General features: G+C 66.6%; 19 protein-coding genes and 1 pseudogene. 11 read left to right on the forward strand and 9 right to left on the reverse strand.

Features of this window, described 5'->3' with window-relative positions; genetic code table 11:
• Positions 1–26: 26 nt before the first annotated feature.
• Positions 27–1,796, reverse strand: a complete 1,770-nt coding sequence (locus JY500_RS16110) for a sensor domain-containing diguanylate cyclase (protein WP_172197144.1) — start codon at positions 1,794–1,796, stop codon at positions 27–29.
• An 87-nt stretch (positions 1,797–1,883) separates the two neighbouring features.
• Positions 1,884–2,777, reverse strand: a complete 894-nt coding sequence (locus JY500_RS16115; protein ID WP_206253803.1) for a LysR family transcriptional regulator — start codon at positions 2,775–2,777, stop codon at positions 1,884–1,886.
• Between the two features lie 257 nt (positions 2,778–3,034).
• Between JY500_RS16115 and JY500_RS16120 the strand changes: the two genes are divergently transcribed.
• The 6 genes from JY500_RS16120 to JY500_RS16145 all read left to right on the forward strand — a co-directional run bounded on the left by JY500_RS16120 (position 3,035) and on the right by JY500_RS16145 (position 10,330).
• Positions 3,035–4,042: an NADP-dependent oxidoreductase gene (locus tag JY500_RS16120; RefSeq protein WP_206253804.1), complete on the forward strand. Its 1,008-nt coding sequence runs from the start codon at positions 3,035–3,037 to the stop codon at positions 4,040–4,042.
• A gap of 16 nt (positions 4,043–4,058) precedes the next feature.
• On the forward strand, positions 4,059–4,859 hold the full coding sequence (locus JY500_RS16125) for an acyl-CoA thioesterase (protein WP_206253805.1): 801 nt from the start codon (positions 4,059–4,061) through the stop codon (positions 4,857–4,859).
• A 103-nt stretch (positions 4,860–4,962) separates the two neighbouring features.
• Positions 4,963–6,231, forward strand: a complete 1,269-nt coding sequence (locus JY500_RS16130; protein WP_206253806.1) for a M48 family metallopeptidase — start codon at positions 4,963–4,965, stop codon at positions 6,229–6,231.
• A gap of 72 nt (positions 6,232–6,303) precedes the next feature.
• Positions 6,304–8,175 (forward strand): tetratricopeptide repeat-containing diguanylate cyclase, encoded by a 1,872-nt coding sequence (locus JY500_RS16135; protein WP_206253807.1) that lies wholly within the window; start codon positions 6,304–6,306, stop codon positions 8,173–8,175.
• A gap of 54 nt (positions 8,176–8,229) precedes the next feature.
• Positions 8,230–8,613, forward strand: coding sequence for a DUF6394 family protein (locus tag JY500_RS16140; protein WP_172197109.1), 384 nt, complete (start codon positions 8,230–8,232; stop codon positions 8,611–8,613).
• 13 nt (positions 8,614–8,626) lie between these two features.
• Positions 8,627–10,330: a potassium channel family protein gene (locus JY500_RS16145; RefSeq protein ID WP_206253808.1), complete on the forward strand. Its 1,704-nt coding sequence runs from the start codon at positions 8,627–8,629 to the stop codon at positions 10,328–10,330.
• A gap of 47 nt (positions 10,331–10,377) precedes the next feature.
• Here JY500_RS16145 and JY500_RS16150 read toward each other — a convergent pair whose 3' ends face one another.
• From JY500_RS16150 to JY500_RS16165, 4 genes and pseudogenes are all read right to left on the reverse strand, one after another.
• Positions 10,378–10,860 carry a glycine zipper domain-containing protein gene (locus JY500_RS16150; protein WP_172197103.1) on the reverse strand — a complete coding sequence of 161 codons (483 nt, stop codon included), beginning with the start codon at positions 10,858–10,860 and terminating at the stop codon, positions 10,378–10,380.
• 177 nt (positions 10,861–11,037) lie between these two features.
• Positions 11,038–13,050 (reverse strand): pseudouridine synthase, encoded by a 2,013-nt coding sequence (locus tag JY500_RS22200; protein ID WP_246479653.1) that lies wholly within the window; start codon positions 13,048–13,050, stop codon positions 11,038–11,040.
• Positions 13,047–13,388, reverse strand: a complete 342-nt coding sequence (locus JY500_RS16160) for an FKBP-type peptidyl-prolyl cis-trans isomerase (RefSeq protein ID WP_206256517.1) — start codon at positions 13,386–13,388, stop codon at positions 13,047–13,049. The genes JY500_RS22200 and JY500_RS16160 overlap by 4 nt, the downstream gene beginning before the upstream one ends.
• Positions 13,374–13,718, reverse strand: a pseudogene (locus tag JY500_RS16165) (FKBP-type peptidyl-prolyl cis-trans isomerase); the annotation flags it as partial. The gene JY500_RS16160 and the pseudogene JY500_RS16165, both read right to left, overlap by 15 nt.
• 258 nt (positions 13,719–13,976) lie before the next feature.
• Between JY500_RS16165 and JY500_RS16170 the strand changes: the two are divergent.
• From JY500_RS16170 to JY500_RS16185, 4 genes are all read left to right on the forward strand, one after another.
• Positions 13,977–14,432: a ferritin family protein gene (locus JY500_RS16170; protein WP_172197097.1), complete on the forward strand. Its 456-nt coding sequence runs from the start codon at positions 13,977–13,979 to the stop codon at positions 14,430–14,432.
• Positions 14,433–14,509: 77 nt separating this feature from the next.
• Positions 14,510–15,526 carry an AI-2E family transporter gene (locus JY500_RS16175; RefSeq protein ID WP_206253809.1) on the forward strand — a complete coding sequence of 339 codons (1,017 nt, stop codon included), beginning with the start codon at positions 14,510–14,512 and terminating at the stop codon, positions 15,524–15,526.
• Between the two features lie 36 nt (positions 15,527–15,562).
• A complete protein-coding gene (locus JY500_RS16180) occupies positions 15,563–16,711 on the forward strand; it encodes a GGDEF domain-containing protein (protein ID WP_206253810.1) in 1,149 nt (382 codons plus the stop codon).
• Complete coding sequence (locus tag JY500_RS16185) at positions 16,708–17,880, forward strand: GGDEF domain-containing protein (RefSeq protein WP_206253811.1); 1,173 nt, start codon at positions 16,708–16,710, stop codon at positions 17,878–17,880. Before JY500_RS16180 ends, JY500_RS16185 begins: the two co-directional genes overlap by 4 nt.
• Positions 17,881–17,915: 35 nt before the next feature.
• On the opposite strand, the gene JY500_RS16190 is transcribed toward JY500_RS16185, so the two are convergent.
• From JY500_RS16190 to JY500_RS16200, 3 genes are read right to left on the reverse strand one after another with little or no spacing between them, the layout of a single operon-like run.
• Positions 17,916–19,256 carry a citrate transporter gene (locus tag JY500_RS16190; RefSeq protein WP_246479654.1) on the reverse strand — a complete coding sequence of 447 codons (1,341 nt, stop codon included), beginning with the start codon at positions 19,254–19,256 and terminating at the stop codon, positions 17,916–17,918.
• Positions 19,257–19,258: 2 nt separating this feature from the next.
• Positions 19,259–21,949 carry a cation-translocating P-type ATPase gene (locus JY500_RS16195; protein WP_206253812.1) on the reverse strand — a complete coding sequence of 897 codons (2,691 nt, stop codon included), beginning with the start codon at positions 21,947–21,949 and terminating at the stop codon, positions 19,259–19,261.
• Complete coding sequence (locus JY500_RS16200) at positions 21,949–22,902, reverse strand: D-2-hydroxyacid dehydrogenase (RefSeq protein ID WP_206253813.1); 954 nt, start codon at positions 22,900–22,902, stop codon at positions 21,949–21,951. The genes JY500_RS16195 and JY500_RS16200 overlap by 1 nt, the downstream gene beginning before the upstream one ends.
• Before the next feature lie 210 nt (positions 22,903–23,112).
• Between JY500_RS16200 and JY500_RS16205 the strand changes: the two genes are divergently transcribed.
• Entirely contained in the window at positions 23,113–23,877 is a 765-nt protein-coding gene (locus tag JY500_RS16205; protein WP_206256519.1) for an IclR family transcriptional regulator, read from the forward strand.
• The last annotated feature ends 14 nt before the right edge of the window (positions 23,878–23,891 follow it).

Consider the following 23,891-nt stretch of genomic DNA (forward strand, 5'->3'; position numbering starts at 1 on the left):
ACGGCGCTGCATCGGTGGCGACACGCTCAGCGCGGCGTTGCGTGGTAGTCGGCCCATGGGGTCTCGCCGCGCGCGCCGAACTTGCGGGTGTACATCTCGTGGTCGGCAAAACGCATCAGCGACTCGGCCTCGTCGCCGTCGTCCGGGAAGATCGCCATGCCGACCGCACCACCCAACGCCTGCTCGCCAAGCGGTGTGGGGTCCACGCTGCGCAGCGGCTGGGCCAGCACATGCTCGATATGCGCGCGCACCCGTTCGGCTTGTTCCCGGCTCTCGACGCGGTCGAGCAGCACGACGAACTCATCGCCGGCATAGCGCGCCACAAAGTCGCTCGCGCGCACCGCCTCGCGCAGGCGCTCGGCGATTTCGGTGAGCACCTTGTCGCCCGCGTCGTGGCCGAGGCGGTCATTCACCTGCTTGAAGTGGTTCAGATCGACGAACAGCACCGCAAACGGGCCGATGTCCGCGGCACGGCGGTGCCGGCCGACGCGGCCATCCAGCCGCCGCATGAAGGCTTCACGGTTGGCGAGGCCCGTCAGACGGTCGGTACGCAGCCGTTCCTGCATGGTTTCGAACGTGCGTGCGAGCTGCCCGATCTCATCGTTTCGATGCACGTCGACCGGCGATTCGAGATCGCCGTCACCGATCGCGCGCGCCGACTTCGACAGCCGACGCAGATCACCGGTCACCCAACCGAGAATGCGCAGGCCCAGCACTACCGCCAGGAGCGCCGCAATGCCGCCCACCAAGCCGGTGCGCACCACGTTTGCGGTGACCCCCTGCATGAAGTCGCTGGCGGGAACCGCCACCACGGTGATCCATTCGAGGCCGGCGTCGTCCTTCACACGATCGAAGGCCGCGTGGATCGTCTGCCCACCGGGGCCGGTGAAAGTACGCGTCTGCGGCAGTTGCGCCTGCTTGAGCGATGCGAGCGTATCGCGCACCTCGGAGTAGGTTGCCGCCAAGAGTGGATGGCCGCTGTCCGCCGCGGCAAGGCGCTTGTTGCTGCCGTCCGGCTGGCGGGCGATGTTGGCGCTCGCCGACGAGGCGATCAGATCGCCGTTCGGCTCGACGATGAAGGCGATACCGTTCTTCGAGAGCGCCAGCGTCGATACGAAATCGTTGAGCCCCTTCAGCGAAATATCCGTCGCGACGACGCCCTCGAACTCGCCCGCCGCGTTGAGTACACGCCTCGCACGGGTGGCGACGAGGCCGCCGTGGCGGTAATCGATGTACACCGCGGTCCAGGTATGCAGCTTCGCGCTCTCGCCGGCCTTGTACCAGGGGCGAACGCGCGGGTCGTAGACCTTGGTCTCGCGTGAGGCTTCGTGCAACTCACCGTTGATGCCCTGGAAGTTGAAGAAGGTGCGCGGCTCGTCGCCCTTGAGCTTGAGCCGCAGTTCGCCATCGTCCAGCGAATTGCGCCAGAGGCCGATGAACTGACCGGCACGGTTGCCGTAGTAGGCGTAGTTGTTCGGATCAATGTGCAGCGACGTTGCGATCCACAGTCGGGTGCGCAGGTTGGCCAGATCGCTGCCGATCGACGCGGGCGCCGGCATTCCGTTCGGGAACACCGCTTCGAGCACCGCGCCCGATCCCACCACATGACGATCCACCGCCTGCCCGATGCGGCCGACCGTTTCGATCAGCAGGTGATCGGACACGGTGGCCACGGCCCGGCTGCCGGCCACGTACGACAGCGCACCGATCACGATCGCCAGCAACAGCACCAGCGCCACGTAGGGCACGATCAGGACTTGGCGCAGCGAGAGCGCCGAACGGGCGGGTTGACTCATGGTGGATGCTTCAGGTCGCGGGCAGACCGGCATTGTCCCAGCATCGCGGGGTTTTGCGCAGCGTCACCATGGGGTTTTGACGACAACTCATGCGCTGGCGACCAAAGCAGCCGTGATTTCCTCATAGAACAAGGTGCGCAGCCAGCTATGGGCTGCATCGTGGTGCAAACGCTCGTGCCACAGCAAGGCGTAGCGTACCTGCGGCAACGCGAGCGGGATCTCGCGCTCGACCAGCCCGACCGGCCCGGCGTAAAGGCGCGCGAGGGTACGCGGCACGTTCACCAGCATGTCGGTGCGCGCTGCCATCGCCAGCGCGGCCATGAAGTTCGCGACCCGCACCGCAACCCGGCGCTCTCGCCCGATTCGCTCCAGCGCCAGATCAACCACGCCGCGCGGATCAACGCCCCCCATGTGGATCAGGATCTGCGGAATGCGCAGGAAGGCTTCCAGATCAAGCGGCTGCGCCAAGGCCGGGTGGCCCGTACGCAGCAGCGTCACGAAATGGTCGTCACCCAACCCGCGTCCGTGGATGCCCGCGGGGGCTTGCGCCACGGAACTCAGCGCCAGTTGCACCGACCCGGCCTCGAGCTCGCGAAACCCCTGATCGTCGCGCCATACGTCCACCGCGATGTCCAGATACGGCGCTTCCCGGTGCAATCGCGCCAGCACCCGCGGCAGCATCGAATTGGCGCCGTAATCCGTCGTACTGATACGCCAGACGCCGCGGCTACTGGCAGGGTCGAACCGCGGCGGCGCGATCAGCCCCGCAACATCGGCCAGCGTCGCATCAAGGCGCTCGCGCAGCGCTTCCGCCCGCGGGGTTGGGCGCAACCCGGCCGGCGTGCGCACAAAGAGCGGGTCGTCGAACAGCACGCGCAGACGGCCCAGCGTGCGACTCATCGCCGGCTGCGTAACCCCCAGGCGCTCGGCCGCGCGGGTCACATGCGCTTCCTGCAACAGCGTTTGCAGTGAAACGAGCAAGTTGAGATCGATTCGGCTCAGATCCGCCATACAAGACCATTACCCACAGTCATTTACTTCATTCTAGCCATGCATTGGATTGATGGCGGTCCGCCCGATAGAGTGGCTGTTCCGGCGTCGAGTGCTGCCTGATCGCAGCGCCCAACGCCATGCCGCTCATGCCTGCGCCAACAGGAATACCCCGCGCCGGTAGCCGAGTCCTGATCACTGATGCCCTGACGACCCCGCGGCCGACCGCGAGGGTTTGGAGACGACCCATGTTCCTTGAATCGACCCGCGAAGTCCGCCTTGCCTCCCGCCCGGCCGGCATGCCCACCGCCGCCAATTTCGAAATCGCCACCACGCCGGTGCCGCCGCTGAAGGCTGGCGAGGTGCTAGTGAAGAATCTCTGGATGTCGGTCGACCCCTACATGCGTGGTCGCATGGTCGATCGCGAGAGCTACGTGCCGCCCTTCCAGGTCGGCAAGGCGCTGGAGGGCGGCGCCGTCGGCGAGGTGGTGGAATCGAGCAGCCCGAAATTCAAGGTGGGCGACATCGTGCTGAGCTCGTTCGGTTGGCGCGAGCACTTCGTTGCCGCCGATACGCAAGTGCATCGCGTCGACACGCGCCTGGCGCCGCCGCAGGCGTGGCTCGGCGTCATCGGCATGACCGGCATGACCGCCTGGACTGGCCTCACCCGCATCGCCCACATCCAGGCCGGCGAGACAGTGTTCGTATCGGCCGCATCGGGTGCTGTAGGCGCTATCGCGGTACAGATCGCAAAACTCCACGGTTGCCGCGTCGTTGCCAGCGTCGGCAGCGACGAGAAAGCCAACTGGGTGCGCGAACTGGGGGCCGACGCGGTGATCAACTACCGCACCGCGGGTGATCTCACGGCCGCGCTCAAGGCCGCTGCGCCGGAAGGCATCGATGTGTACTTCGAGAACGTTGGCGGCGCGCATCTTGAAGCTGCACTCAATGCGCTCAAGCCCAACGGCCGCGTTGCGGTGTGCGGCATGATCGAGCAGTACAACGCAACCGAAGCGCCGAAAGGCCCCTCCAACCTCGCGCAAGTGATCATGAAACGGCTGCGGCTGGAAGGTTTCATCGTTTCGGACCACTGGGATCACTACCCGCAGTTTGTCGGCGAGATGGCCACCTGGCTGGCGGCCGGCAAGATCCAGACGCGCGAGACGGTGCGCGAAGGGCTGGAGGCCGCGCCGGAGGCCTTCATTGGTCTCTTCCGTGGTGAGAACACCGGCAAAATGCTCGTCAAACTCGCCTGAGGACAAGGCCGCACACATGCTCCTGACGCCCTTCTCTGCCTTGCTGGAAAGCCGCCGACACCTCGGTAACACGGTGTTCTACGACCTGCCGGAAGACTGGTTGCAGGGCCGCACCGCCTTTGGTGGTGTCAGCGCCGCGCTGGCGGTGCAGGCAATGCGCGATGTGGCCGGAGCCGATCGGCCGCTACGCGGCCTGCAGACCAGCTTCATCGGGCCTGTGCCGGCCGGCAAGCTGCGCGTAGAGGTCCGGGTGGTGCGTGAGGGGCGTGCAATGCGGCAAGTGGAAGCCGCAGTGAAGGTGGGCGAGGAGACCGCATGTCTGCTGCTTGGCAGCTTCGGCCTGGCGCGCGAGTCGGTGATCCCGGCTTTCGCGCCGGCGCAAGCGGCGGCCCCTGCCGTCGACACGCTGCGCGCCACGCCCTACCTGCCGGGCATCTCGCCCGCCTTCACCCAGCATGTGGAATTCCGCTGGGCCGCGGGCGACCACCCATTCAGCGGCGGCACGGCGCGCGACATGCAGGTGTACATGCGGCTGCGCGACGAAGCGATCGACCATGAACTGCTCTGCGTGCTGCTCGGCGACGCTGCACCACCGGTCGCCTTCGGTCATTTCGATCGCCCAACCCCGGGCAGTTCGGTGACCTGGGCACTTGAACTGCTGCCCTGCATGCCAGCCCCCTCACCCGACGCCTGGTGGCGCCACGACACCGAAATGTTTGCCTTCAGCGCCGGCTACTCCCATGAGCGCGCCGCGCTGTGGACACCACAGGGCGAACTCGCCGCGGTGGGCTACCAGATCGTGGCGGTATTTGGCTGAACGCACGAGCCTTTGCACCGACAAGCTTCGATACAAAGCACGCCGACAAGCGGCAATGCGTTCCGGATAATGCGGCGGCCCGCCCTCACCGGAACGCCCTGCCATGAACCTGCGTCGTATCCTGGCCTTCGCGCCGCTACTCGCCCTGCTTGCTGCACCGATATGCGCCCACGCGGCGGGCAGCGGCTTCGATGCAGAACAAGCCACGCGTGCCTGGCTCGACACGATTCCACCTGAAGCCCGGGCACGCTCCAACGCTTACTACGAGGGCGGCTACTGGCTGCAACTCGCAGACCTGATGTACGGGCTGGTGCTTGCATGGCTGTTCTTGCGCGGCGGGCTATCGGCCAGACTGCGCAACCTATCCGAGCGCCTGACGCGCCGCACGGCGCTGCAAAACATGGCGTATGCCGTGCAGTATCTCGTCCTCGCCGCGCTGCTGACGCTGCCGCTGAACTGGTACGAAGGCTACTGGCGCGAACACGCCTACGGCATGTCGAACCAGGGCGCACTCGATTGGGCATTCGACCAGCTCAAAGGGCTGCTGGTGTCGATCCTCTTCCTGGCGCCGGCGGTGGCCGCAATCTGGGCCGCAATCCGACGTGCGCCGAAAACCTGGTGGCTGTGGGGTTCTGGCATTGCGACGGTGTTCCTGATGATCGGCATCGTGATCGGGCCGGTCTTCATCGCGCCCCTGTTCAACGATTACAAGCCGCTGGCAGCCGGCCCGATCCGCGACGACATCCTCTCGCTGGCACGCGCCAACCAAGTGCCGGCCACCGAGGTGTACGAGTTCGATGCGTCGCGCCAGACCAAGCGCATCAGCGCCAATGTCAGCGGCTTTCTCGGTACCGAGCGAATTTCGCTCAACGACAACCTGCTCAAGCGCACCAGCCCGGCCGAGATCCGCGCGGTGATGGGGCATGAGATCGGGCACTACGCGCTGAACCACATCTACAAACACCTGCTCGCCTTCACGGTACTGACGGTAATCGGCTTTGCGCTGGCCCGCTGGATGATGGATCGCTTGATCGCCCGCTTCGGTACCGCGTGGGGGCTGCGCGGCATCGGCGACGTCGCGGCACTGCCGCTGCTGTTTGCGGTGTTCTCGGTACTGGGATTCGTCGGCACGCCGATCAACAACACAATCATCCGCACCGCCGAGTTCGAAGCCGACCTGTATGGCCTGAATGCCGCGCGCGAGCCTGACGGCTTCGCACAAGTCGCGGTGCAGCTTGCCGAATATCGCAAGATGGAGCCGGCGGCATGGGAGGAATTCATCTTCTACGACCACCCGAGTGGCCGCACCCGCATCCGTACCGCGATGCAATGGAAGGCCGAACACCTGAACGACACGCAGCGCACGCAATGACCTTGCGCCGCACCGCATTGCCGAGGCGGGGCGGCTCAGCCAGAATCCAGCTTTCGTCCTAGTCGCCCACGCATGCCGCAAACCTTTCGCTCCCTTACGCTTGCGGCGCTGCTCGTTGCCCTCGCCCCGCCCAGCCCTGCCGCAGACGCGCCCGAGGGCACGCCTGCTACGCTGGTCGAGCAGGCGCGCGCCAATGTGCGTCTGGACCCGGAAGCCAGCCGACGCTATGCCGACGCCGCGCTGGAAGCCCTCAAACGGGCGCCGGACGCCGACCTGGAAGTCGCCGCTCGGCTGGTGCTCTGTGATTACCAGGGTGAGCGCAGTCCGCAGGCCGCCCAGTCCGAAATCGACGCCGCGAACGCCTTGCTGCCGAAGGTGCGGCGGCGCGGCCTGCGCGCCGGCGTGCTGGCCTGCGAGGGCCAGTTGCTTGAGCTGGCAAACAAGACCCACGAGGCGCTGGCGAAATACGACGAAGCCGCTCAATTCGCCGAGGGCGCGCAGGACGCCGAAATGCTCGCCGACGCGCTGTACCAGCGCGGCTACATCCGCGCCCTGCTCGGCCAGTACGCCGAAGGCCTGGTCGACCAGCGCCGGGCGCTTGCCCTCTACGAAAAGCTCCACCTGCGTTCGCGCGCCCGCACCGCGGTCAATGGCATCGCGATCCTGTACAACCGGATGGGCGACTACGCACAAGCCAAGCACTACTACCTGCAGTCGCTCAAGGGGCACATCGCCGAAGGCGCACGCCGCGAACAGGCGGTGACGCTGCACAACCTCGGTCGCGCGCACGAGAATCTGGGCGAATGGAGCGAAGCACGGCAGGCTTTCGAACAGTCCCTCGCCATCCACAATGAGCTGGGCTACCCGCGGGGTGCCGCCTACGCGCACCGCGGGCTTGCAAGCGTGTGCAATGCGCTGGGTGACGCGCGCTGTGCCGACGCCGAATTGAACAAGGCCGAAGCCGACGCCAAGGCCGCTCCCGATGCGCGGCTGCGTGCGCAGATCCAGTTACAGCGCGGCATCACCTTGCGCCTGCAGAAACGCTACCCCGAGAGCATCGCGGTGCTGCTCGTCGCCGCCGAAACCTTCGCAAGCGGCGACTCGCTCGCCGAGTTGCGCGACACCTACCGTGCGCTGGCCGCCAGCTACGCGGAATCGAGCGATTGGCGCGCCGCTTACGAGCGCCTGGTGGAATTCAAGAACACGTCCGACACGCTGCTGCTGCGTCAGCTCGACCAACGTTTCGCCACCCTGAAGGTGGAGTTCGACACCGCCTCCAAGGATCAGGAAAACGCGCTGCTGACGCGCGAAAAGGCGGTCGCCGAACGTGCCCTGGCGCAGGAGCGCACGGTTGGCCGCCTGCAGGCCGCGGTGATCGCGCTGGCCACCGTGCTGACGCTGATCCTCGCCACCTTGCTGCTACGCCATCGCCGCACCAGCCGCCACATGGAAGCGCTCGCGCACACCGACGAGCTGACCGGCCTGCCCAATCGACGCGACATCCTGAACCGCCTCGGCACGCTGCTACGCGCCGCCGAGCCGCAGCCCTGCGCGGTGCTGATCGCCGACCTCGATCACTTCAAGCCGATCAACGACCAGTATGGCCACCTGATCGGCGACGAGATCCTCAAGGTCGTCGCACAAGCCCTCAACGCGACCGTGCGCGCGCCCGCCTGCGTCGGCCGTATCGGTGGGGAAGAATTCCTGATCCTGCTGCCCGACACGGCGCTCAGCGACGCCATCATCGTCGCCGAACGGTTGCGCGAGCAGATCATGGCGATCGATGCCACCCGCTGGTTCGCCGATCGCCCGATCACCGCGAGCTTCGGCCTTACCACGGCGGTCGCGGGCGACACGGTCAGCACGATGCTCCGACGCGCCGACGAAGCGCTCTACGAAGCGAAGGACGCCGGCCGTAACCGGGTGACCGCGCACTGCGCGTGACCACCGCAGGCGGCAGCCGCATAATCCGCGCGATCGACACTGCGGGAGCGGACTGTGAACCTCGAGAAAGTGGTCTTCGGTTTCTTCATCGTGCTGGCTGCGACGATGAACTTCGGCTTCTTCATCGGTGACATCGATAATCCGGTACACCACGATGTGTTCGAGCTCTTCGTGGCGATCGTCGTGAATCTGATTGCGACGGTTCTGAAATTCGGTGACCGCACACAGATCGGCGCCATCCATCTCGCAACAAGCCTCGTCGCCGATCTGCAGCTGATCGCGGCAGCCATCTACTGGGCCTACTCGGTGCACGTCTCCGGCGTCGGCATGACGCCCGGCGTTACCGCCAGCGTCGTATCGCTGGCAGCCGGCGCGATGCTCGCCAATGTGGTGTCGGTCGTAATCCTGATTGCCGAAACGGTGATGATGCGTCGCTGAGCGGCGACCCGCGATGGACAGCGTCATCTTCCTGATGCTGCGGCGCATGCGTGCGCCGCTGATCGTGCTGATCGCGATCTACGCGATCTCGATGCTCGGTCTCGCGCTGATCCCCGGCGCGGACGCAAACGGCCGGCCAGCGCCGCCGATGAGCTTTTTCCACGCCTTCTACTTCGTCAGCTACACCGCCACCACCATCGGCTTTGGCGAAATCCCCAACGCGTTTTCCGACGCGCAGCGGATGTGGACCGTGCTGTGCATCTACCTCACGGTGGTCGGCTGGACCTACTCGATCGTCACCCTGCTCGGGCTGCTGCAGGACAAGGGCTTCCAGGCCGCATTCGCGAAGATCCGCTTCGCCCGCTCGGTGCGGCGCCTCGGCGAGCCGTTCTACCTGATCTGCGGTTGCGGTGAGACTGGCACCTTGATCGGCAGCGCCCTGGACCGCATCGGCACCCGCTTCGTGGTACTGGAGCTCTCGGAGCATCGTGTGCAGGAGCTCGACTTGCTTGAATGGCGTGCCGACGCCCCCGCACTCGCGGGTGACGCGCGGGAGCCTGAACTACTCAAGCTGGCCGGCCTGCTGCATCCAAAGTGTCGCGGCGTGCTAGCGGTGACCAGCAACGAGGAGGCCAACCTCGCCGTCGCCATCGCCGTACGCCTGCTAAGGCCCGATGTGCCGGTGCTCGCTCGCGCGCGCTCCGATTCCGTCAACGCGAACATGGCCTCGTTCGGCACCGACCACATCATCAATCCGTTCCGCCGCTTCGCCGATCAGCTTGCGCTGGCGGTGCGCGCGCCCGATGTGTTCCGCCTTGAACAACTGCTCACCGGCATTCCGGACGAACCTGCGCCAGAGCCGCACCGCCCACCGCGCGGTGACTGGATCGTGTGCGGCTATGGCCGCTTTGGGCACGCCATCGTGGCGGCGCTCGACAGCGAGGCACAGCCAGTCACCCTGATCACGCCAGAGCCGCTGACGCTGCCGGATCGGCGTTGCATCACCGGGGTCGGTACCGAGGCCGAACCGCTGGTGGCGGCCGGCGTGCGCACGGCGGTGGGTATCGTCGCCGGCACCGACAACGACGTGAACAACCTCTCCATCGCCGTCACGGCGCGCGAACTCAACCCGTCGATCTTCGTCGTGATGCGACAGAACCATGCGTCCAACAGTGCCCTGTTCGACGCCTTCGTCGGCGACTTCGCACTGGTGCCCAGCCGCCTGATCGCCCAGGAATGCATTGCCACGCTCACGACACCGCTGCTGTCGGAATTCCTCGGCCGAGTGCGCCTGCAGGAAAACCACTGGGCGGCAGAAGTGATCGCGCAGCTTGAATCTGTGTGCCCCGGGCAAGTGCCGGACATCCGCGGTATCACCTTGAACATCACCGAGGCGCGCGCCGCCTATCTGCATCTGATGGCCGACGCACCGCTCGTGCTGGCCGACGCGATGCGCGACAACACCGACCGCGACACCCGCCTGCCGCTTGTGCCACTGATGCTGCGCCGCGGTCAGGCATTGATCCTGCTGCCACCGGCACACACGCGCCTGGAGGCGGGCGACGCGCTGTTGATCGCCGGGCCCCGCACTGCGCTCACGCGCCTGCAGCTGTCACTTCAGAACGCCAACGCGTTCGACTATGTGCTGCACGGGCGCAGCGCCCCGGGCGGATGGATCTGGCGCGCGCGCGCTGCGCTGAAGGCGCGCCCACGATGAAAAAGGCCCGCATATCGCGGGCCTCTTTTGTTGCAGCTGAAACCGACTCAATCGTCCCAGTCGTGGTCGTGGCCGTGGCCATGACCGTGGTGGTGTTTGTGCTTGTAGTGACCCGGCGGGCGATGATCGTAGTCGTCGTAGCGCACACGCCGCGAATCGTAGCGGCTGTGGCTCGGCTCACTGATGTTCTTGCCCAGCACCGACCCGGCAGCACCGCCCACGCCAGCCCCCACGATGGCGCCCGTCTTGCCGCCGCTGGCGCGCCCGACCGCTGCGCCCGAGGCGCCGCCGATCGCGCCGCCAATCATCGCGCCATTCTTGCCGCGCTTGTCCGACATCACGCCAGCGCCCAGCGCGCCACCGAGCGCGCCACCAATCAGCTCGCCGGACTTCCCGCCAACCGTATGGCCAATCGCGGTCCCCGCGGCGGCGCCAAGCCCACCACCAATCGCGGTTTGCCCATCGTTCGCCTGGGCCACGCCCACACACGCCAGCGCAAACGCCAGCTTGACCATGACCTTGCTGTACATCCGAGACTCCTGCCAATTCAAACGAAACATGGAAGATTTTCCCATCTCTATGACGGAAACATCCATGACTGATTGTTGCAATTTGCAATGCGCCGCCGATCGCGTGGCGTACGCACCAAAAGACGCGGCCCGGGGCAATTGCCGCCGGGCCGCGGTGCGATCCATCAAATGCTTCGATTACTCGAAGGATTCATCCTCACGCAGGAATCGCCATTGCCCTTGCGGCAGATCGCCAAGGACCACACGGCCGATACGGATGCGCTTGAGGCCAGTCACCTTTAGGCCGACCAATTCGCACATGCGGCGGATCTGACGCTTGCGGCCCTCACGCAGCACGAAGCGCAACTGGTCTTCGTTCAACCACTCGACCTTGGCCGGGCGCAGTTCTTTGCCATCCAGCTCCAGTCCGTGATTGAGCAGTGCCAGCCCCTCGGCGCTCAGCTCGCCTTCGACGCGAACGAGATATTCCTTCTCGACCGTCGAATCCTCACCGATCAGCTGGCGCGCGACACGGCCATCCTGCGTCAGCACCAGCAGCCCGGTCGAATCGATATCGAGCCGGCCCGCCGGGGCGAGACCATGGAAGTGCGCCGGCTTGAGCTCCGGGCCGCCATCCGGCCGGTACTGGCTGGACTGCGTAATCAGCGATGCAGCCGGCGGGTAGTCATCTTCCGGCTGGCCGGAAACGAATCCGATCGGCTTGTGCAGCAGGATCGTCATGCGCGTGCCCTGCAGCTTGGCCGCCTCGGGTGCGAGCGTGATCTTTGCGTCGGGCTCGGTGCGCCGCCCCAGTTCCTTGACGCGCTCACCGTTGACGAAGACCCAGCCGCGCTCGATGTACTCGTCCGCCTCGCGGCGCGAGCAGATGCCGCGAGCGGCCATCAGCTTGGAGACACGCACGCCCTGCGGCAGATCGTCCTCTTCATCCTCGTCGTCTTCCTCGACTTCGTGGCGCCGGGTACGCGGCGCAAAGCCGGGGTCGCGCGGCGGCTGCGGGTAACGACCACGTTCGCCGCTCGGCCGCGGCGGCCTATCGCCCCAGCTCGGGCGTGCCGGACGATCGGTAGGTCCACCGCGATCGTCGCGCGCCGGACCACGGCTGTCGCCGGCCGGGCCTTCGCTGCGGCGCGGGCGCTCATCACGGGCGTAAGCACCGCCGCCGTCACGCGAATAGCCGCCTTCGCGGCGGGCCTGTCCGTCGCGGTTGTAGCCCCCCTCGCGCGGACGCTCGTCGCGATTGAATCCACCACCTTCGCGGCGCGGCCGTTCATCGCGCTCGAAGCCGCCGCTGCGCGGCCGCTCGTCGCGGTTGTAAGCACCGTCACGGCGCGGTGCGTCGTCCCGGTTGAAGCCACCGGGGCCGCGGGGGCGTTCATCACGGTTGAACGAACCCTCGCGGCGCGGGGCCTGCTCACGGTTGAAACCACCTTGGCCACGCGGACGCTCGTCGCGCGGATAGCTGCCTTCGCGGCGCGGACGCTCATCGCGCGGGAAGCCACCTTCGCCGCGCGGCGGGCGATCACCCCACTGGCGCTGATCGCGCGGACGGCTCTCATCACGGCCACCGCGGTCGCCCTGGGAATTGCCTTCAAAGCGGCCGTCGTTGCGCGGTCGATCACCTTGGTAACGCGGCCGATCGCCGCCCTCGCGAGGACGGTCACCTTCGTAACGCGGACGATCCGACGGTGCACGCGAACGGTCCCCCTCGTAGCGGGGGCGGTCGCCCTGGTAGCGCGGGCGTTCGCCATCGCGCGGACCACGCGGGCCTTCAGCGCGGTTATCACCACGCGGCGCACGATCGTCGCGCTCAAAACGCGGGCGCTCATCGTCGCGGCGCGGCGCCGGCTTGCCGCGGGAGAAATCGTCGCCGGTACGGCGCCGAACATCGTCGTCGCGGTAGCTGCGCCGCGGCGCATCACGCTCGTCACGGCCGCCGCGCGGGGCGTCGCCCCAACGCTGCGGGCGGTCGCGCTCATCGCCGCGGGGGGCGCCCTGCGGATTGCGCGGGCGATCGTTCCAGCCGCCTTCGCGGCGACCTTCGTCTTCGCGCGGATTGCGACGCGTCTCGTCGCGCGGCGGGGCATCACGGCGCGCAGCGATTGCGCGCTCCATGGCGGCCCTGGCACGCGGGCCGGTACGCGTACCGGTCAGCGACGGGCGCTCAGCCTTCGGTTTGCCGGGCTTGTTCACAGCACATCCAGCAGTTCAACTTCGAACACCAGGGTTGCATTGGGCGGAATCACACCGCCCGCGCCCCGTGCACCGTAGCCAAGCTGCGGCGGGATCGTCAGCTTGCGGGTGCCACCGACCTTCATGCCGACCACGCCGTCGTCCCAACCGCGGATCACGCGGCCGGCGCCAAGCGGGAATTTGAAGGGGTCGTTGCGGTCCTTGCTCGAATCGAACTTGGTGCCGTTGGTCAGCCAGCCGGTGTAATGCACGACCACCTGGCGGCCGGCCACCGCTTCGGCGCCTTCGCCAACGACGCTGTCTTCGATCACGACCTCGTTCGACAGCACGTCGAGCAGCTCAACCTCGAACACCAGCGTCGCGTTCGGCGGAATCACGCCGCCCGCACCACGGGCGCCATAGCCGAGCTCGGCCGGAATCGTCAGCTTGCGGGTGCCGCCAACCTTCATGCCGGCAACGCCTTCGTCCCAGCCACGGATCACCTGGCCACGCCCGAGGTCGAAGCTGAACGGATCATCGCGATCCTTGCTCGAATCGAACTTGGTGCCATCGGTCAGCCAGCCTGTGTAATGCACGACGACGGTACGACCCTTCTGGGCCTCGGCGCCGGTGCCGGTCACGCTGTCTTCAAAGACCAGGCCGCTGTCGGTGGTGATCGGTTCGCTCATGGGAAATCTCCTGCAGAAAAGGGAAACGCCGGACACTGCCCAAGAAGGCGGCCCGGCGTGCTACGCGCGGATTATCTCACGCTTGGCGATCGCGCGGACAGGGGCCGCCTTACCGCACGGCATGCCCCGCGACCAAGGGTATTCCCTAGGTCGGCCGATTGCTGCCGCCGCATTTGATCCAAATCGCTTCCCGCGGTGCAGACAGCGGTCTAGATTGAGCCATGAGCGCACGCCAGATTGCGCCGGAGGAGAACGTTCATGAGCTTGCGTCCGATTCGCTCGGTGCCGGAGTTCTATGCCAGCGCCATCGCCATCGAACATGATGCGATCGCCTGCTACACCGAGTTCGCCCAACGTATGGAGGCGCTCGGCAATGCCGAGACAGCCGAGTTGTTCCGTGAAATCGCGCGCCAGGAGGAAGGGCATGCGAGCGAGCTGGAGCGATGCGCCGATGGCTGCCAGATGCCCTCATCCGCATCGCGGGAACCACGTACCGCCTTTGTCGACGCCAACGCAGCCAACGGCGCCGTACTGAACCCGCTTGGCGCGCTGCAGATCGCAATGGGGGCCGAACGGCGTGCCGTGAGCTTCTATCAGAACGTCAGCCTGACCTCGCCCGACCCGGTCGTGCGTGAGCTGGCCGAAGGCATGATCCTTGAAGAATTCGAGCACCTGCGGCTGCTCGAAAGGCTCTCGGCGCGGCTGGGTGGCTGAGCCGGCGCGTGGCGGCGACTTGCGGCGGCAACGCTTACGCGAGATAGTCGCCGCACCGTATCCTTGCCTGGCCCTTGATGTCCGAATCCCCCCGTGGCGCCCGAGGCGTCCAAATCGCCGCCTGGCTACTGACCGGCGGTGCCCTGCTTGCAGTGCTGCTGCTGCACCTCTTGCCCGCGCTTTTCGCTGGCCTGCTCGTCTTTGAACTTGTCGCGCTGCTCACACCGGTGCTTGCGCGCGCGATTCCGAACCAGAAGGCCAAGCTGGTCGCCGTCACCCTGCTTTCGGTCGTCGTCGTCGCGGCGCTGGTCGGCAGCGGCTTTGCTTTGGCGAGAGTACTGGGGCAGGAGGTTGGCAGTGCTGCCGGCTTGTTCCGCAAGCTCGCCACCTTGCTCGAAGATGTGCGCGGCGTGTTCCCGCCGTGGCTGCTCGCCTACCTGCCGGCCGACCCGGATGCGCTGGAGCACGCCACCGGCAAGTGGCTCGCCGCCCACGCCACGCAACTGCAAAGCGCCGGCACGGCGTTCGGCCGCGGCTTCGTCAAAGCCCTGGTGGGCATGGTGATCGGCGCGATGCTGGCGTTGCATGAGGTGCAGCCCAACCAGCCGGGCGGCCCACTGTCCCGCGCACTGCGTGAATGCGCCACCCACCTCGCGACCGCATTCCGCCGCGTGGTGTTCGCCCAGGTGTGGATCTCGGCGATCAACACCACCTTCACCGGTATCTTCCTGATGGTCGTGCTGCCGCTCTGCGGCATTCACCTGCCCCTGCTCAAGACGATGTTGGCAATCACCTTCCTCGCCGGCTTGCTGCCTGTGATCGGCAACCTGATTTCCAACTCACTGATCACTTTCATCGGCCTGTCGATTTCGGTCAAGGTCGGTGCAGCGGCGCTGCTCTACCTGATCTTGATCCACAAGCTGGAGTACTTCCTCAATGCGCGGATCGTCGGCGGCCACATCAACGCCCGCGCCTGGGAGTTGCTGATTGCAATGCTGGCGTTCGAGTCCGCCTTCGGTCTTGCCGGGCTGGTGGCCGCGCCGGTTTACTATGCGTACGTAAAGGACGAACTGCGCCGCCACGGACAGATCTGAGCCCATCAGCACCATGCCAACGAAACGCGCTAACGCATGATCGACGTTCCAACCCTGCTTGCCGTGCTGTCACTCGATTGCCTGGTGATCGCGGCGACCGTCTTCGCGACGCGTGTCGGCCGCATGCAGCACGGACAAGCGAGTTGGGTCGTTGCACTGCTGACGCAATCGGCGGCCATGTTGCTGTTCATTGCAATGGCGCTGACACCGCCCGGCATGGCGACGATCGTCGCCAACATGGTGCTGCTCTCGGCGAGTCTTTCCCTGTTCGCCGCGTCGATGGCCGCGTTTGCCGAGCGGCCCCTGCCAAGGCTCCTGCTGGTGCTGCCGCCGGTCTTGCTGGGCATCCAGCACGCCATCTACGCCGACGATTTCATCACGCGTGCCCTGGCCTCGAACGCCGTGCTGGCGTTTCAGCTGGCCCTTTGCGCATGGCCGCTGATGCGCACCGGCGACACCGGATCGGCCCGCTACCGCTGGATGGTGCTCGGCAGCTTTGTGCTCGGCAGCGTATCGACGCTGCTGCGTCTGGCCGAGCTGTTGGTGGCGCCGGAGCGGCTGCCCGACCTGAGCGTGGGCGAACCGATCAACGCGATGAGCTTCCTGCTCAACCATGTGAATCTGATCGTCGGCAACCTCGGCATCGCGCTGATGCACCGTGAGCGGAGCCGCGCCAATGCCGAACGGCTGGTTGCGCGGGATGCGCTGACCGAACTTTTCAACCGACGCAGTTTCACGCAGCAGGCTGCGCGCGAATTGCTGCGCGCGGAGCGCGGCGGCCAGCCTGTCTCGGTGCTGGTGGTGGACCCCGATCACTTCCGCCAGATCAATGCACGCTTTGGCCCACTGGCCGGTGACCGGGTGTTGTGCCAGCTCGCGCATGACATCACCACGACGCTGCGCGGCCAGGATCTCTGCGCACGTATCAGCGCCGACGAATTCGCGGTGCTGCTGCCGGATACATCGCTAGAAGGCGCGGCCGTACTGGCCGAGCGCATGCGCGTGCAGTGCGGCGCGCAGCCGGTGGGGCCGGACCTGGTGCATTTCACCGTCAGCATCGGCGTTGCCGAAGCGATGCCGGGCGAACGCGACCCGGCGCCGTTGCTGGCGCGTGCGCAAACGGCTCTTGCACAGGCCAAGCAGGCCGGCCGCAACCGCGTTGCACGCGCAGAGGTGGCAGCATGAAGCTCCACGCCCTAACCCTTCTCATCGCGAACATCACCACGGTTGCCGGCATCGTCATCGCGCTGCTCTTCTTGCGCGACAGCCTGCGCCGCGACGAAGCGCTGCGGCAGTGGCTGATCGGCTGCGTTGCCTTGGGGCTCGGCCTGACGGCTTTCACGCTGCAGCCAGTCCTGCCGACGCTGCTGGGCATCGCGCTGACCAACCTGCTGAGCTACGGTGGCATCGCGACGCTGCTTGCCGCCCTGCTTTCGCTCAGCGGGCGACGCGCGCCAATCGTGTTGCTGGGTTTGCCGATCGTCGCGCTCACCGCCGCGCAGGTGCTGCAACCGGACGACGCGGACTCGCGTCGACTGCTCAGCGCAATCGTCGGCGTGGCGCTGTTCCTGGCCGGCGCCGTCGTCGCGCTGCAACCGGTTCCCGGCGCGTCGCGGCGCACCCGTGCGGTGCTGGCGGCCAGCCTGCTGCTCGGCGCCATCGCATTCGCGATGCGCATCGTCGCGGTATTGCGCCCGATGCTGGCAGGCGACCCGTCGATCACGTTGGACGTGAGCCACGGCTTGTTCCTGATTGCCTGCCTGCTCGCGAGCAGCTTCGCGATGGTGCTGGTTCACCTCGAACGGGAGGGCGAGCAAAGCCATCGCCTCGCGACACTCGATCCACAGACCGGCAGTTACAACCGCCACACGCTGCTACAGCTTGGGCAGCGCGAACTGGCGCGCGCGCAGCGCCGCGAGCGCCCGCTGAGCGTGCTGATGATGAAGGTGGATGACCCCGCTGGCGGACAACCCACCCGCAGCCCACAGGACGACGAGCGCACCGTGCTGCATCTGGCAGAACTGGTGGCCGGCACCCTGCAACGCCAGGATCTCTTTGGGCGTTTCGGCAGTGCGGAATTCTGTGCCGTACTGCCGGATACGGCGCTCGACGGCGCCCACCAAGTGGCGGAACGCCTGCGGATTCGCGCCGAGACGGTTTCCGGCACCGAATGCGGTGTGTCTTACACGCTCACGTTGAGCGCCGCTGAGCGGCTGCCCAACGAGTTGTCCTTCCTGCAGCTCTCGGCGCGGGCCGACGCTTCGCTGCACGGCGCCAACGCGCCGAACCAGATCGTCAATGCACACGATGGCGCCCCGATGACCCGGGCAAACGTGAGCTTCACGACGGGCTGACGGCCCTCGCCGCCAACCCGCTCATGCGCTGAGGGTCAGTGCGTTGCGACCGCAGCCGCGGGTGTGCTCCCCGCCTTGTGCGGCGGATGCGGCTGCCAGCCCACGACCATCATCATTACCGCGAAGCCGACAACGTAAGCCAGCGCCACATGCCAGCCGTGGCGCAGCCAGTGCGCAACCGAGCGCGCCTGCGGGAACTGGCTCGACAAGGCCACGCCGGCCGACGAGCCGAACCACAGCATCGAACCGCCAAAGCCGACCGCGTACGCGAGCACGCCCCAGTCGTAGCCGCCCTGACGCAAGGCCAGCGCGGTGAGCGGAATGTTGTCGAACACCGCTGACACGAAACCGAGGCCGAACGCCGTTTGCCAGGATGCGAGCGGCAGCTTCTCGACCGGCATCAGCGACGCGCAGCTGACGAGCGAGAGCAGGAAGATCGTGCCCTTGAGTGTCTCGGGCATGATTTCCCAATCCGGTCGCCGCAGGCCGGCCGTCAGCAAGAGCACGAGCCACACCGCGATGCCGATCACCGGCAGCTGGTCGGCGAGCCCGGGGAAGCTGACGTTGGCCACGATGTTAGCGACGATCGCCGCAGCCAGAATGGCCACGACAATCACGGTACGCGGCCAGTCGACCCGGGTGTGCTCATGCGCATTCTTGATGATCGGCGAGTAGCGCTGCTGCTGGATGGCCGCCGGAATGCCGCACACCACCAGCGCAACGCCGGCTGCCGCATAGGCGTGGAATACGTCGAGCGGCGCCACGCCGTCGATCCACATCATCGTGGTGGTCGTGTCGCCAACCACCGAGCCGGAGCCACCCGCGTTGGACGCCGCGACGATGGCCGCCAGGTAGCCCACGTGCACCCGGCCACGAAACAGTTGGTGCGCCATCGCGCCGCCGATCAAGGCCGCGGCGATGTTGTCGAGAAAGCTGGAGATCACGAAGACCATCACCAGCATCACGAAGCCGCCCTTCCAGTCGTCAGGCAGGATCGCCGGCAAGACCACCGGCACCCGCGTCTTCTCGAAGTGGCGCGCCAGCAGCGCAAACCCCATCAGCAACAGAAACAGGTTGGCGAGCGTCACCCACTCGTGGGCAAAGTGCATGCCGAGGCCCGGCATGCCGTCGCCGAACTTGAAGCCGGTGAAGGCCAGCTTGTACGCAACGATGGCGAACAGACCGGAAACCGCGACCTTGAGCGTGTGGTCGTGGAACAGCGCCACGCCCAGCAAGGTGAGTGCGAAGAGCACAAAGTCCATCGGTATCGGGCCGAGCAGGATGCCATCCGATGCCCGCGCGATAGCAGGCATCGCCAGCAGCGCCAGCGGCGCGGCCAGCTTCAACAGGCGTATGCCTGGGGTGTGGTGATTCACGACTAACTCCCTTTTGATGTTGTTCTTCGTTTGGCGACGTAACGGCCGATCGCCTTTTCAATTCCTACGATGGCGCTCATCACGAGCGCCGTCAGCACGACTTCAGCCCAGCTCGCGGCATCGATCGCAACGCTGCCGAACGCCGACTGCATTGGCGCGCTGTGGGTGAAGGCGAACTGCAGCGCCGCCATCGCCGCAATGCCAGCCCAGATCCACGGATTCGAGAACACGCCGACGCGCCACCACGCGCGATGCAGCGAGCGGCAGTTGAGCAGATAGGCCATCTCGCCGAACACAAAGACGTTCACTGCGGCGGTGCGCGCATACTCGACGCTGCGCCCCGCCGCCAGCTCGCGCTCGAAGAGCCAGAAGGCGCCGATGACCAGCAGGGTCCCCGCGAGCGTGATGCGCCCGGTCATCGCCCGCGTCAGGATGGGCTCGCCAGGTGGGCGCGGCGGGCGGGCCATGACATCGCTCTCGATCGGCTCGAAGGCGAGCGCGAGGCCGAGCAGCAGCACCGTACTCATGTTGATCCAGAGGATCTGCAGCGGCGTGATCGGCAGCGTAACGCCCGCCAGTACCGCCACGAGGATGATCACACCCTCGGCAAAATTGGTCGGCAAGGTCCAAACAATGAATTTGAGCAGATTGTCGTAGACCCCACGACCTTCTTCCACCGCAGCCTCGATCGATGCGAAGTTGTCGTCGGTCAGCACCATGTCGGACGACTCTTTTGCAACGTCCGTACCACCGCGCCCCATTGCAACGCCAATGTCGGCCTGCCGCAGGGCCGGCGCATCGTTCACCCCGTCGCCGGTCATCGCGACTACATCGCCGCGCGCCTGCAAGGCCTCAACCAGCCGCAGCTTCTGTTCCGGTTCGACACGGGCGAATACCGACACCTCACCCGCGACGGCGCGCAAGGCATCTGCATCCAGCGCCGCCAGCTCTCTCCCGGTCATCACCCGCGGCGTCTTTGCGCCGATACCGATTGCGCCTGCGATGCCGGCGGCGGTCGCGGCATGGTCGCCCGTGATCATCACGACGCGGATGCCAGCCGCCTTGCAACGCGCCACCGCCTGTTCGGCTTCGCCACGTGGGGGGTCCACCATGCCCTGCAACCCAAGGAACACCCAATCATCGCCAAGTGAGTTGCGCATCAGCGGCGCCGCACCGCCCGGGCGGTAGGCGAAGGCCAGCACACGCATGCCACGCGAGGCCATCTCATCGGCCGCCGCATGAATCGCTACGCTGTCCAGCGGCACCGGCACGCCGTGCGCGTCCAGGGCGAGGCGGCAGTGCGCCAGGACACGCTCCAGTGCGCCCTTGACCCACAGCCGTACCCCTTCCGGGCCGGTGTTGAGGGTCGCCATGTACTGATAGCGCGCATCGAAGGGCAGTTCATCGAGCCTTTCGTGTCGCGCGCGCAGGGCATCGACGTCGAGCCCACCGCGCAGCGCAGCGAGCAGCAAGGCCCACTCGGTCGGGTCGCCGCTGAATACCAACTGGCCGTCTTCGCGCCGCATCTGCGCGTCGTTGCACAGCACGCCGGCGAGTAGCAGCGGATGCAGCGCGCGGTTCTCGGTGGGCGCCGCGCCGGATGGGCGAATCTCCCCCTCCTCCGCTCCGCCTGCCCCATGCAGGGTGTAGCCAAAGCCGCCGACCAGCAACTCGGTGACCGTCATGCGGTTCTGCGTCAGCGTGCCCGTCTTGTCCGAACAGATCACCGTGACGCTGCCGAGCGTTTCCACCGCCGGCAGGCGACGAATCACCGCCGCACGCCGAGCCATGCGGCCCACCCCGATCGCGAGCGTGATCGTCAGCGCGGCGGGCAAGCCCTCCGGAATCGCACCGACGGCGAGCGCCACGGCGGCCATCAGCATGTCCTGCACCGATTCGCCACGCAGCAGGCCTACGGCGAACGTCAGCGCTGCGAGCGCGAGGATGATCCACAGCATGACGTTGGAGAACACGGCCAAGCGGCGCGTGAGCGGTGTTGCGATCAGCGGCGCGGCATCGATCAAAGCCGCGATGCGGCCAAGTTCGGTGCGGCCGGCGGTGGCGACCACCAGGCCGGTCGCGGTGCCCTGAAGCACCAGCGTGCCGGCGTAGGCCATGCAATGACGCTCGACCAGCGCGGCATCTTCGGCCACCGCGATCGCAGCCTTCGCGACCGGCAGCGATTCGCCGGTCAGCATTGCCTCATCCACGACCAGATCGCGCACTTTCAGCAACCGCAGATCGGCCGGTACGCGATCGCCCGCCTCCAGCAGCACGATGTCACCTGCTACCAGCCCGGACGATTCAATGCGCAGCCGCTCGCCCCCGCGCAGCACGCCGGCGAGCGCCGACACCTGGCGTGCCAGCGCTGCAATCGCGGAATGCGCGCGCGCCTCCTGCACCGCACCGACCACGGCATTGATCAGCACCACGAGGAAGATCACGCTCGCGTCCACCCACTCGTGCAGCAGGAGGGCCAGCACGCCGGAGCCGAGCAGGATGTAGATCAGCGGCTCGCGCAGTTGCGACAGGAAACGCTCGATGAAACGCTTGGGCGGTTTCCCGCGCAACTGGTTCGGGCCGTCCGCGGCAAGGCGGCGCACCACCTCGTCGGACGACAAGCCATTAGCGGTGTCGGCGCCCAGTGCAGCAACGCATTCGTCCGGCGAAATGGCGTGCCACAGGCGGGTCATCACGCAACCCGGCTCACCGGCTCGCCGCGCAGGAAAGCATCCACATGGGCCACGGCGGTGTTTGCGAGGCGCTGCATTGCGTCGGCCGAAGCCCAGGCCATATGCGGCGTGACGATCAGATTCGGGATATCGGGCGCGAGCAAGGGGTGATCCGCGGGAGGCGGCTCCTGCGACAGCACGTCGGTAGCCGCGCCGGCAATCCGGCCCTCTCGCAGCGCGGTGGCCAAGGCCAGCTCATCGACCAGCCCGCCGCGGGCGGTGTTGATCAGCACCGCCGATGGCTTCATGCGCGCGAACTCTGCGGCGCCGAACAGCTTGCGGGTCTGCTCGTTCAACGGGCAGTGCAGCGACACGACATCCGCGATCGCCAGCGCTTCGTTGAAAGCGGTGTAACCGGGCCGCACATCGACAGCCCCTTTGCGCTCCACCTGCAGAACCCGCATGCCAAGCGCCGCAGCGCGCCGTGCCAGCCCCTCACCAAGGGAGCCGTGGCCAAGAATCGCTAGTGCCGCGCCGTTCAGGTCGGCCACCGGGCGGTCGAACAGCCCGAAGCTTGTGCCACGCGACCAGCGGCCGCTGCGTACATCCTCGACGTACGCGAGCAGATTGCGCCGCAGCGCCATCATCAGCAGCAAGGCATGCTCGGGCACCGTATCGGCGGCGTAGTCGCGCACATTGCTGACGACAATGCCCTGCGCGCGGCAGGCCGCCAGATCGACGTTATCGGTGCCGGTGGCGGAAACGGAAATCATCCGCAGATCCGGCAGCTGGGCCAGTACCGCAGCACTGAGCACGGTCTTGTTGATCAGCGCCACCTGAGCACCGGCGAGGCGTTCGACGACCTCGGTCGCAGCGGTACGCGCGTGGTCGCGCCACTCGTGCGGTGTGTTGGGTCGCGGGATCACGACCGGCAACGAGGCGGACTCGAGGGAGACAACGATAGGTAGCGGCATGGCGAACGTCCTTGGTGGCAACAGCGCGTCGCGGCGCATGCGCCGGGCGTTCGACGCGCCGAGCAGATCAGTTCGAACTTTACTCCAACGCGATTTCACAGGGCGAAACATCCCGCATTGCGATATGATCAACCGTATTCCAGAACAAAGATCCAATGCACCGTGGCTGCCGAAGAACCTAAAGCGTCCTCGATCCAGGTCATCGAACGGATGATGAATCTGCTCGATACGCTGGCGAAACACCCCGACCCGATCGCGCTGAAGCAACTCGCGGCCGAGACCGGGCTGCACCCGTCCACCGCACATCGCATCCTCGCCGCGATGACGGCGCGCGGTTTCGTGGAGCGGGTGGACGCCGGGGTCTACCGGCTCGGCATCCGCCTGCTGCAACTGGGCAACGTGGTCAAATCGCGCATCTCGGTTCGAGAAACGGCGGTCGATGCAATGCAACGACTCCATCTCGCCACGGGCGAGAGCGTGAACCTCGGCATGCGCGACGGTGACGACATCGTCTACGTGGAGCGCACCTCAAGCGGCCGCTCCGCCGTGCGCGTGGTGCATATCGTTGGCGCGCGCGCGCCCCTGCACACCACCGCCACCGGCAAGCTCTTTCTCGCGGAAGAGAGCGCCAGCCGTGTTGCCGAATACGCACGCCGCACCGGTTTGCCGCCTTCTACGCCGGCATCGATCACGACACTGCCGGCGCTTGAAAAGGAACTTGAGCGCGTGCGCCGTCATGGCGTCGCGTATGACATGGACGAAGTGGAGAACGGCGTCCGCTGTATCGCCGCGGGCATTCGCGACGATTCGGGTGAGCTGATCGCGGGCTTGTCGCTCTCGACCCCTGCCGACCGCTTCAACCCCGACTGGGCACCGCTGGTCCGCGATACCGCGGAAGAAATCTCGGCTACGCTCGGTTATCTGAAGATCGACAGCGCGCCGGCCGCCCGTGCAACACGCGAACAACGTCGCTGAGCATCGTCAGGCTG

It is taken from the genome of Niveibacterium microcysteis, assembly GCF_017161445.1.
GTDB classification, from domain to species: Bacteria; Pseudomonadota; Gammaproteobacteria; order Burkholderiales; family Rhodocyclaceae; genus Niveibacterium; species Niveibacterium microcysteis.

Coding starts and splice junctions, on each gene's coding strand:
- JY500_RS16110 (WP_172197144.1), bottom strand. CDS start 1,796: ATGAGTCAACCCGCCCGTTCGGCGCTCTCGCTGCGCCAAGTCCTGATC.
- JY500_RS16120 (WP_206253804.1), top strand. CDS start 3,035: ATGTTCCTTGAATCGACCCGCGAAGTCCGCCTTGCCTCCCGCCCGGCC.
- JY500_RS16125 (WP_206253805.1), top strand. CDS start 4,059: ATGCTCCTGACGCCCTTCTCTGCCTTGCTGGAAAGCCGCCGACACCTC.
- JY500_RS16130 (WP_206253806.1), top strand. CDS start 4,963: ATGAACCTGCGTCGTATCCTGGCCTTCGCGCCGCTACTCGCCCTGCTT.
- JY500_RS16135 (WP_206253807.1), top strand. CDS start 6,304: ATGCCGCAAACCTTTCGCTCCCTTACGCTTGCGGCGCTGCTCGTTGCC.
- JY500_RS16145 (WP_206253808.1), top strand. CDS start 8,627: ATGGACAGCGTCATCTTCCTGATGCTGCGGCGCATGCGTGCGCCGCTG.
- JY500_RS16150 (WP_172197103.1), bottom strand. CDS start 10,860: ATGTACAGCAAGGTCATGGTCAAGCTGGCGTTTGCGCTGGCGTGTGTG.
- JY500_RS16170 (WP_172197097.1), top strand. CDS start 13,977: ATGAGCTTGCGTCCGATTCGCTCGGTGCCGGAGTTCTATGCCAGCGCC.
- JY500_RS16175 (WP_206253809.1), top strand. CDS start 14,510: ATGTCCGAATCCCCCCGTGGCGCCCGAGGCGTCCAAATCGCCGCCTGG.
- JY500_RS16180 (WP_206253810.1), top strand. CDS start 15,563: ATGATCGACGTTCCAACCCTGCTTGCCGTGCTGTCACTCGATTGCCTG.
- JY500_RS16185 (WP_206253811.1), top strand. CDS start 16,708: ATGAAGCTCCACGCCCTAACCCTTCTCATCGCGAACATCACCACGGTT.
- JY500_RS16195 (WP_206253812.1), bottom strand. CDS start 21,949: ATGACCCGCCTGTGGCACGCCATTTCGCCGGACGAATGCGTTGCTGCA.
- JY500_RS16200 (WP_206253813.1), bottom strand. CDS start 22,902: ATGCCGCTACCTATCGTTGTCTCCCTCGAGTCCGCCTCGTTGCCGGTC.
- JY500_RS16205 (WP_206256519.1), top strand. CDS start 23,113: ATGATGAATCTGCTCGATACGCTGGCGAAACACCCCGACCCGATCGCG.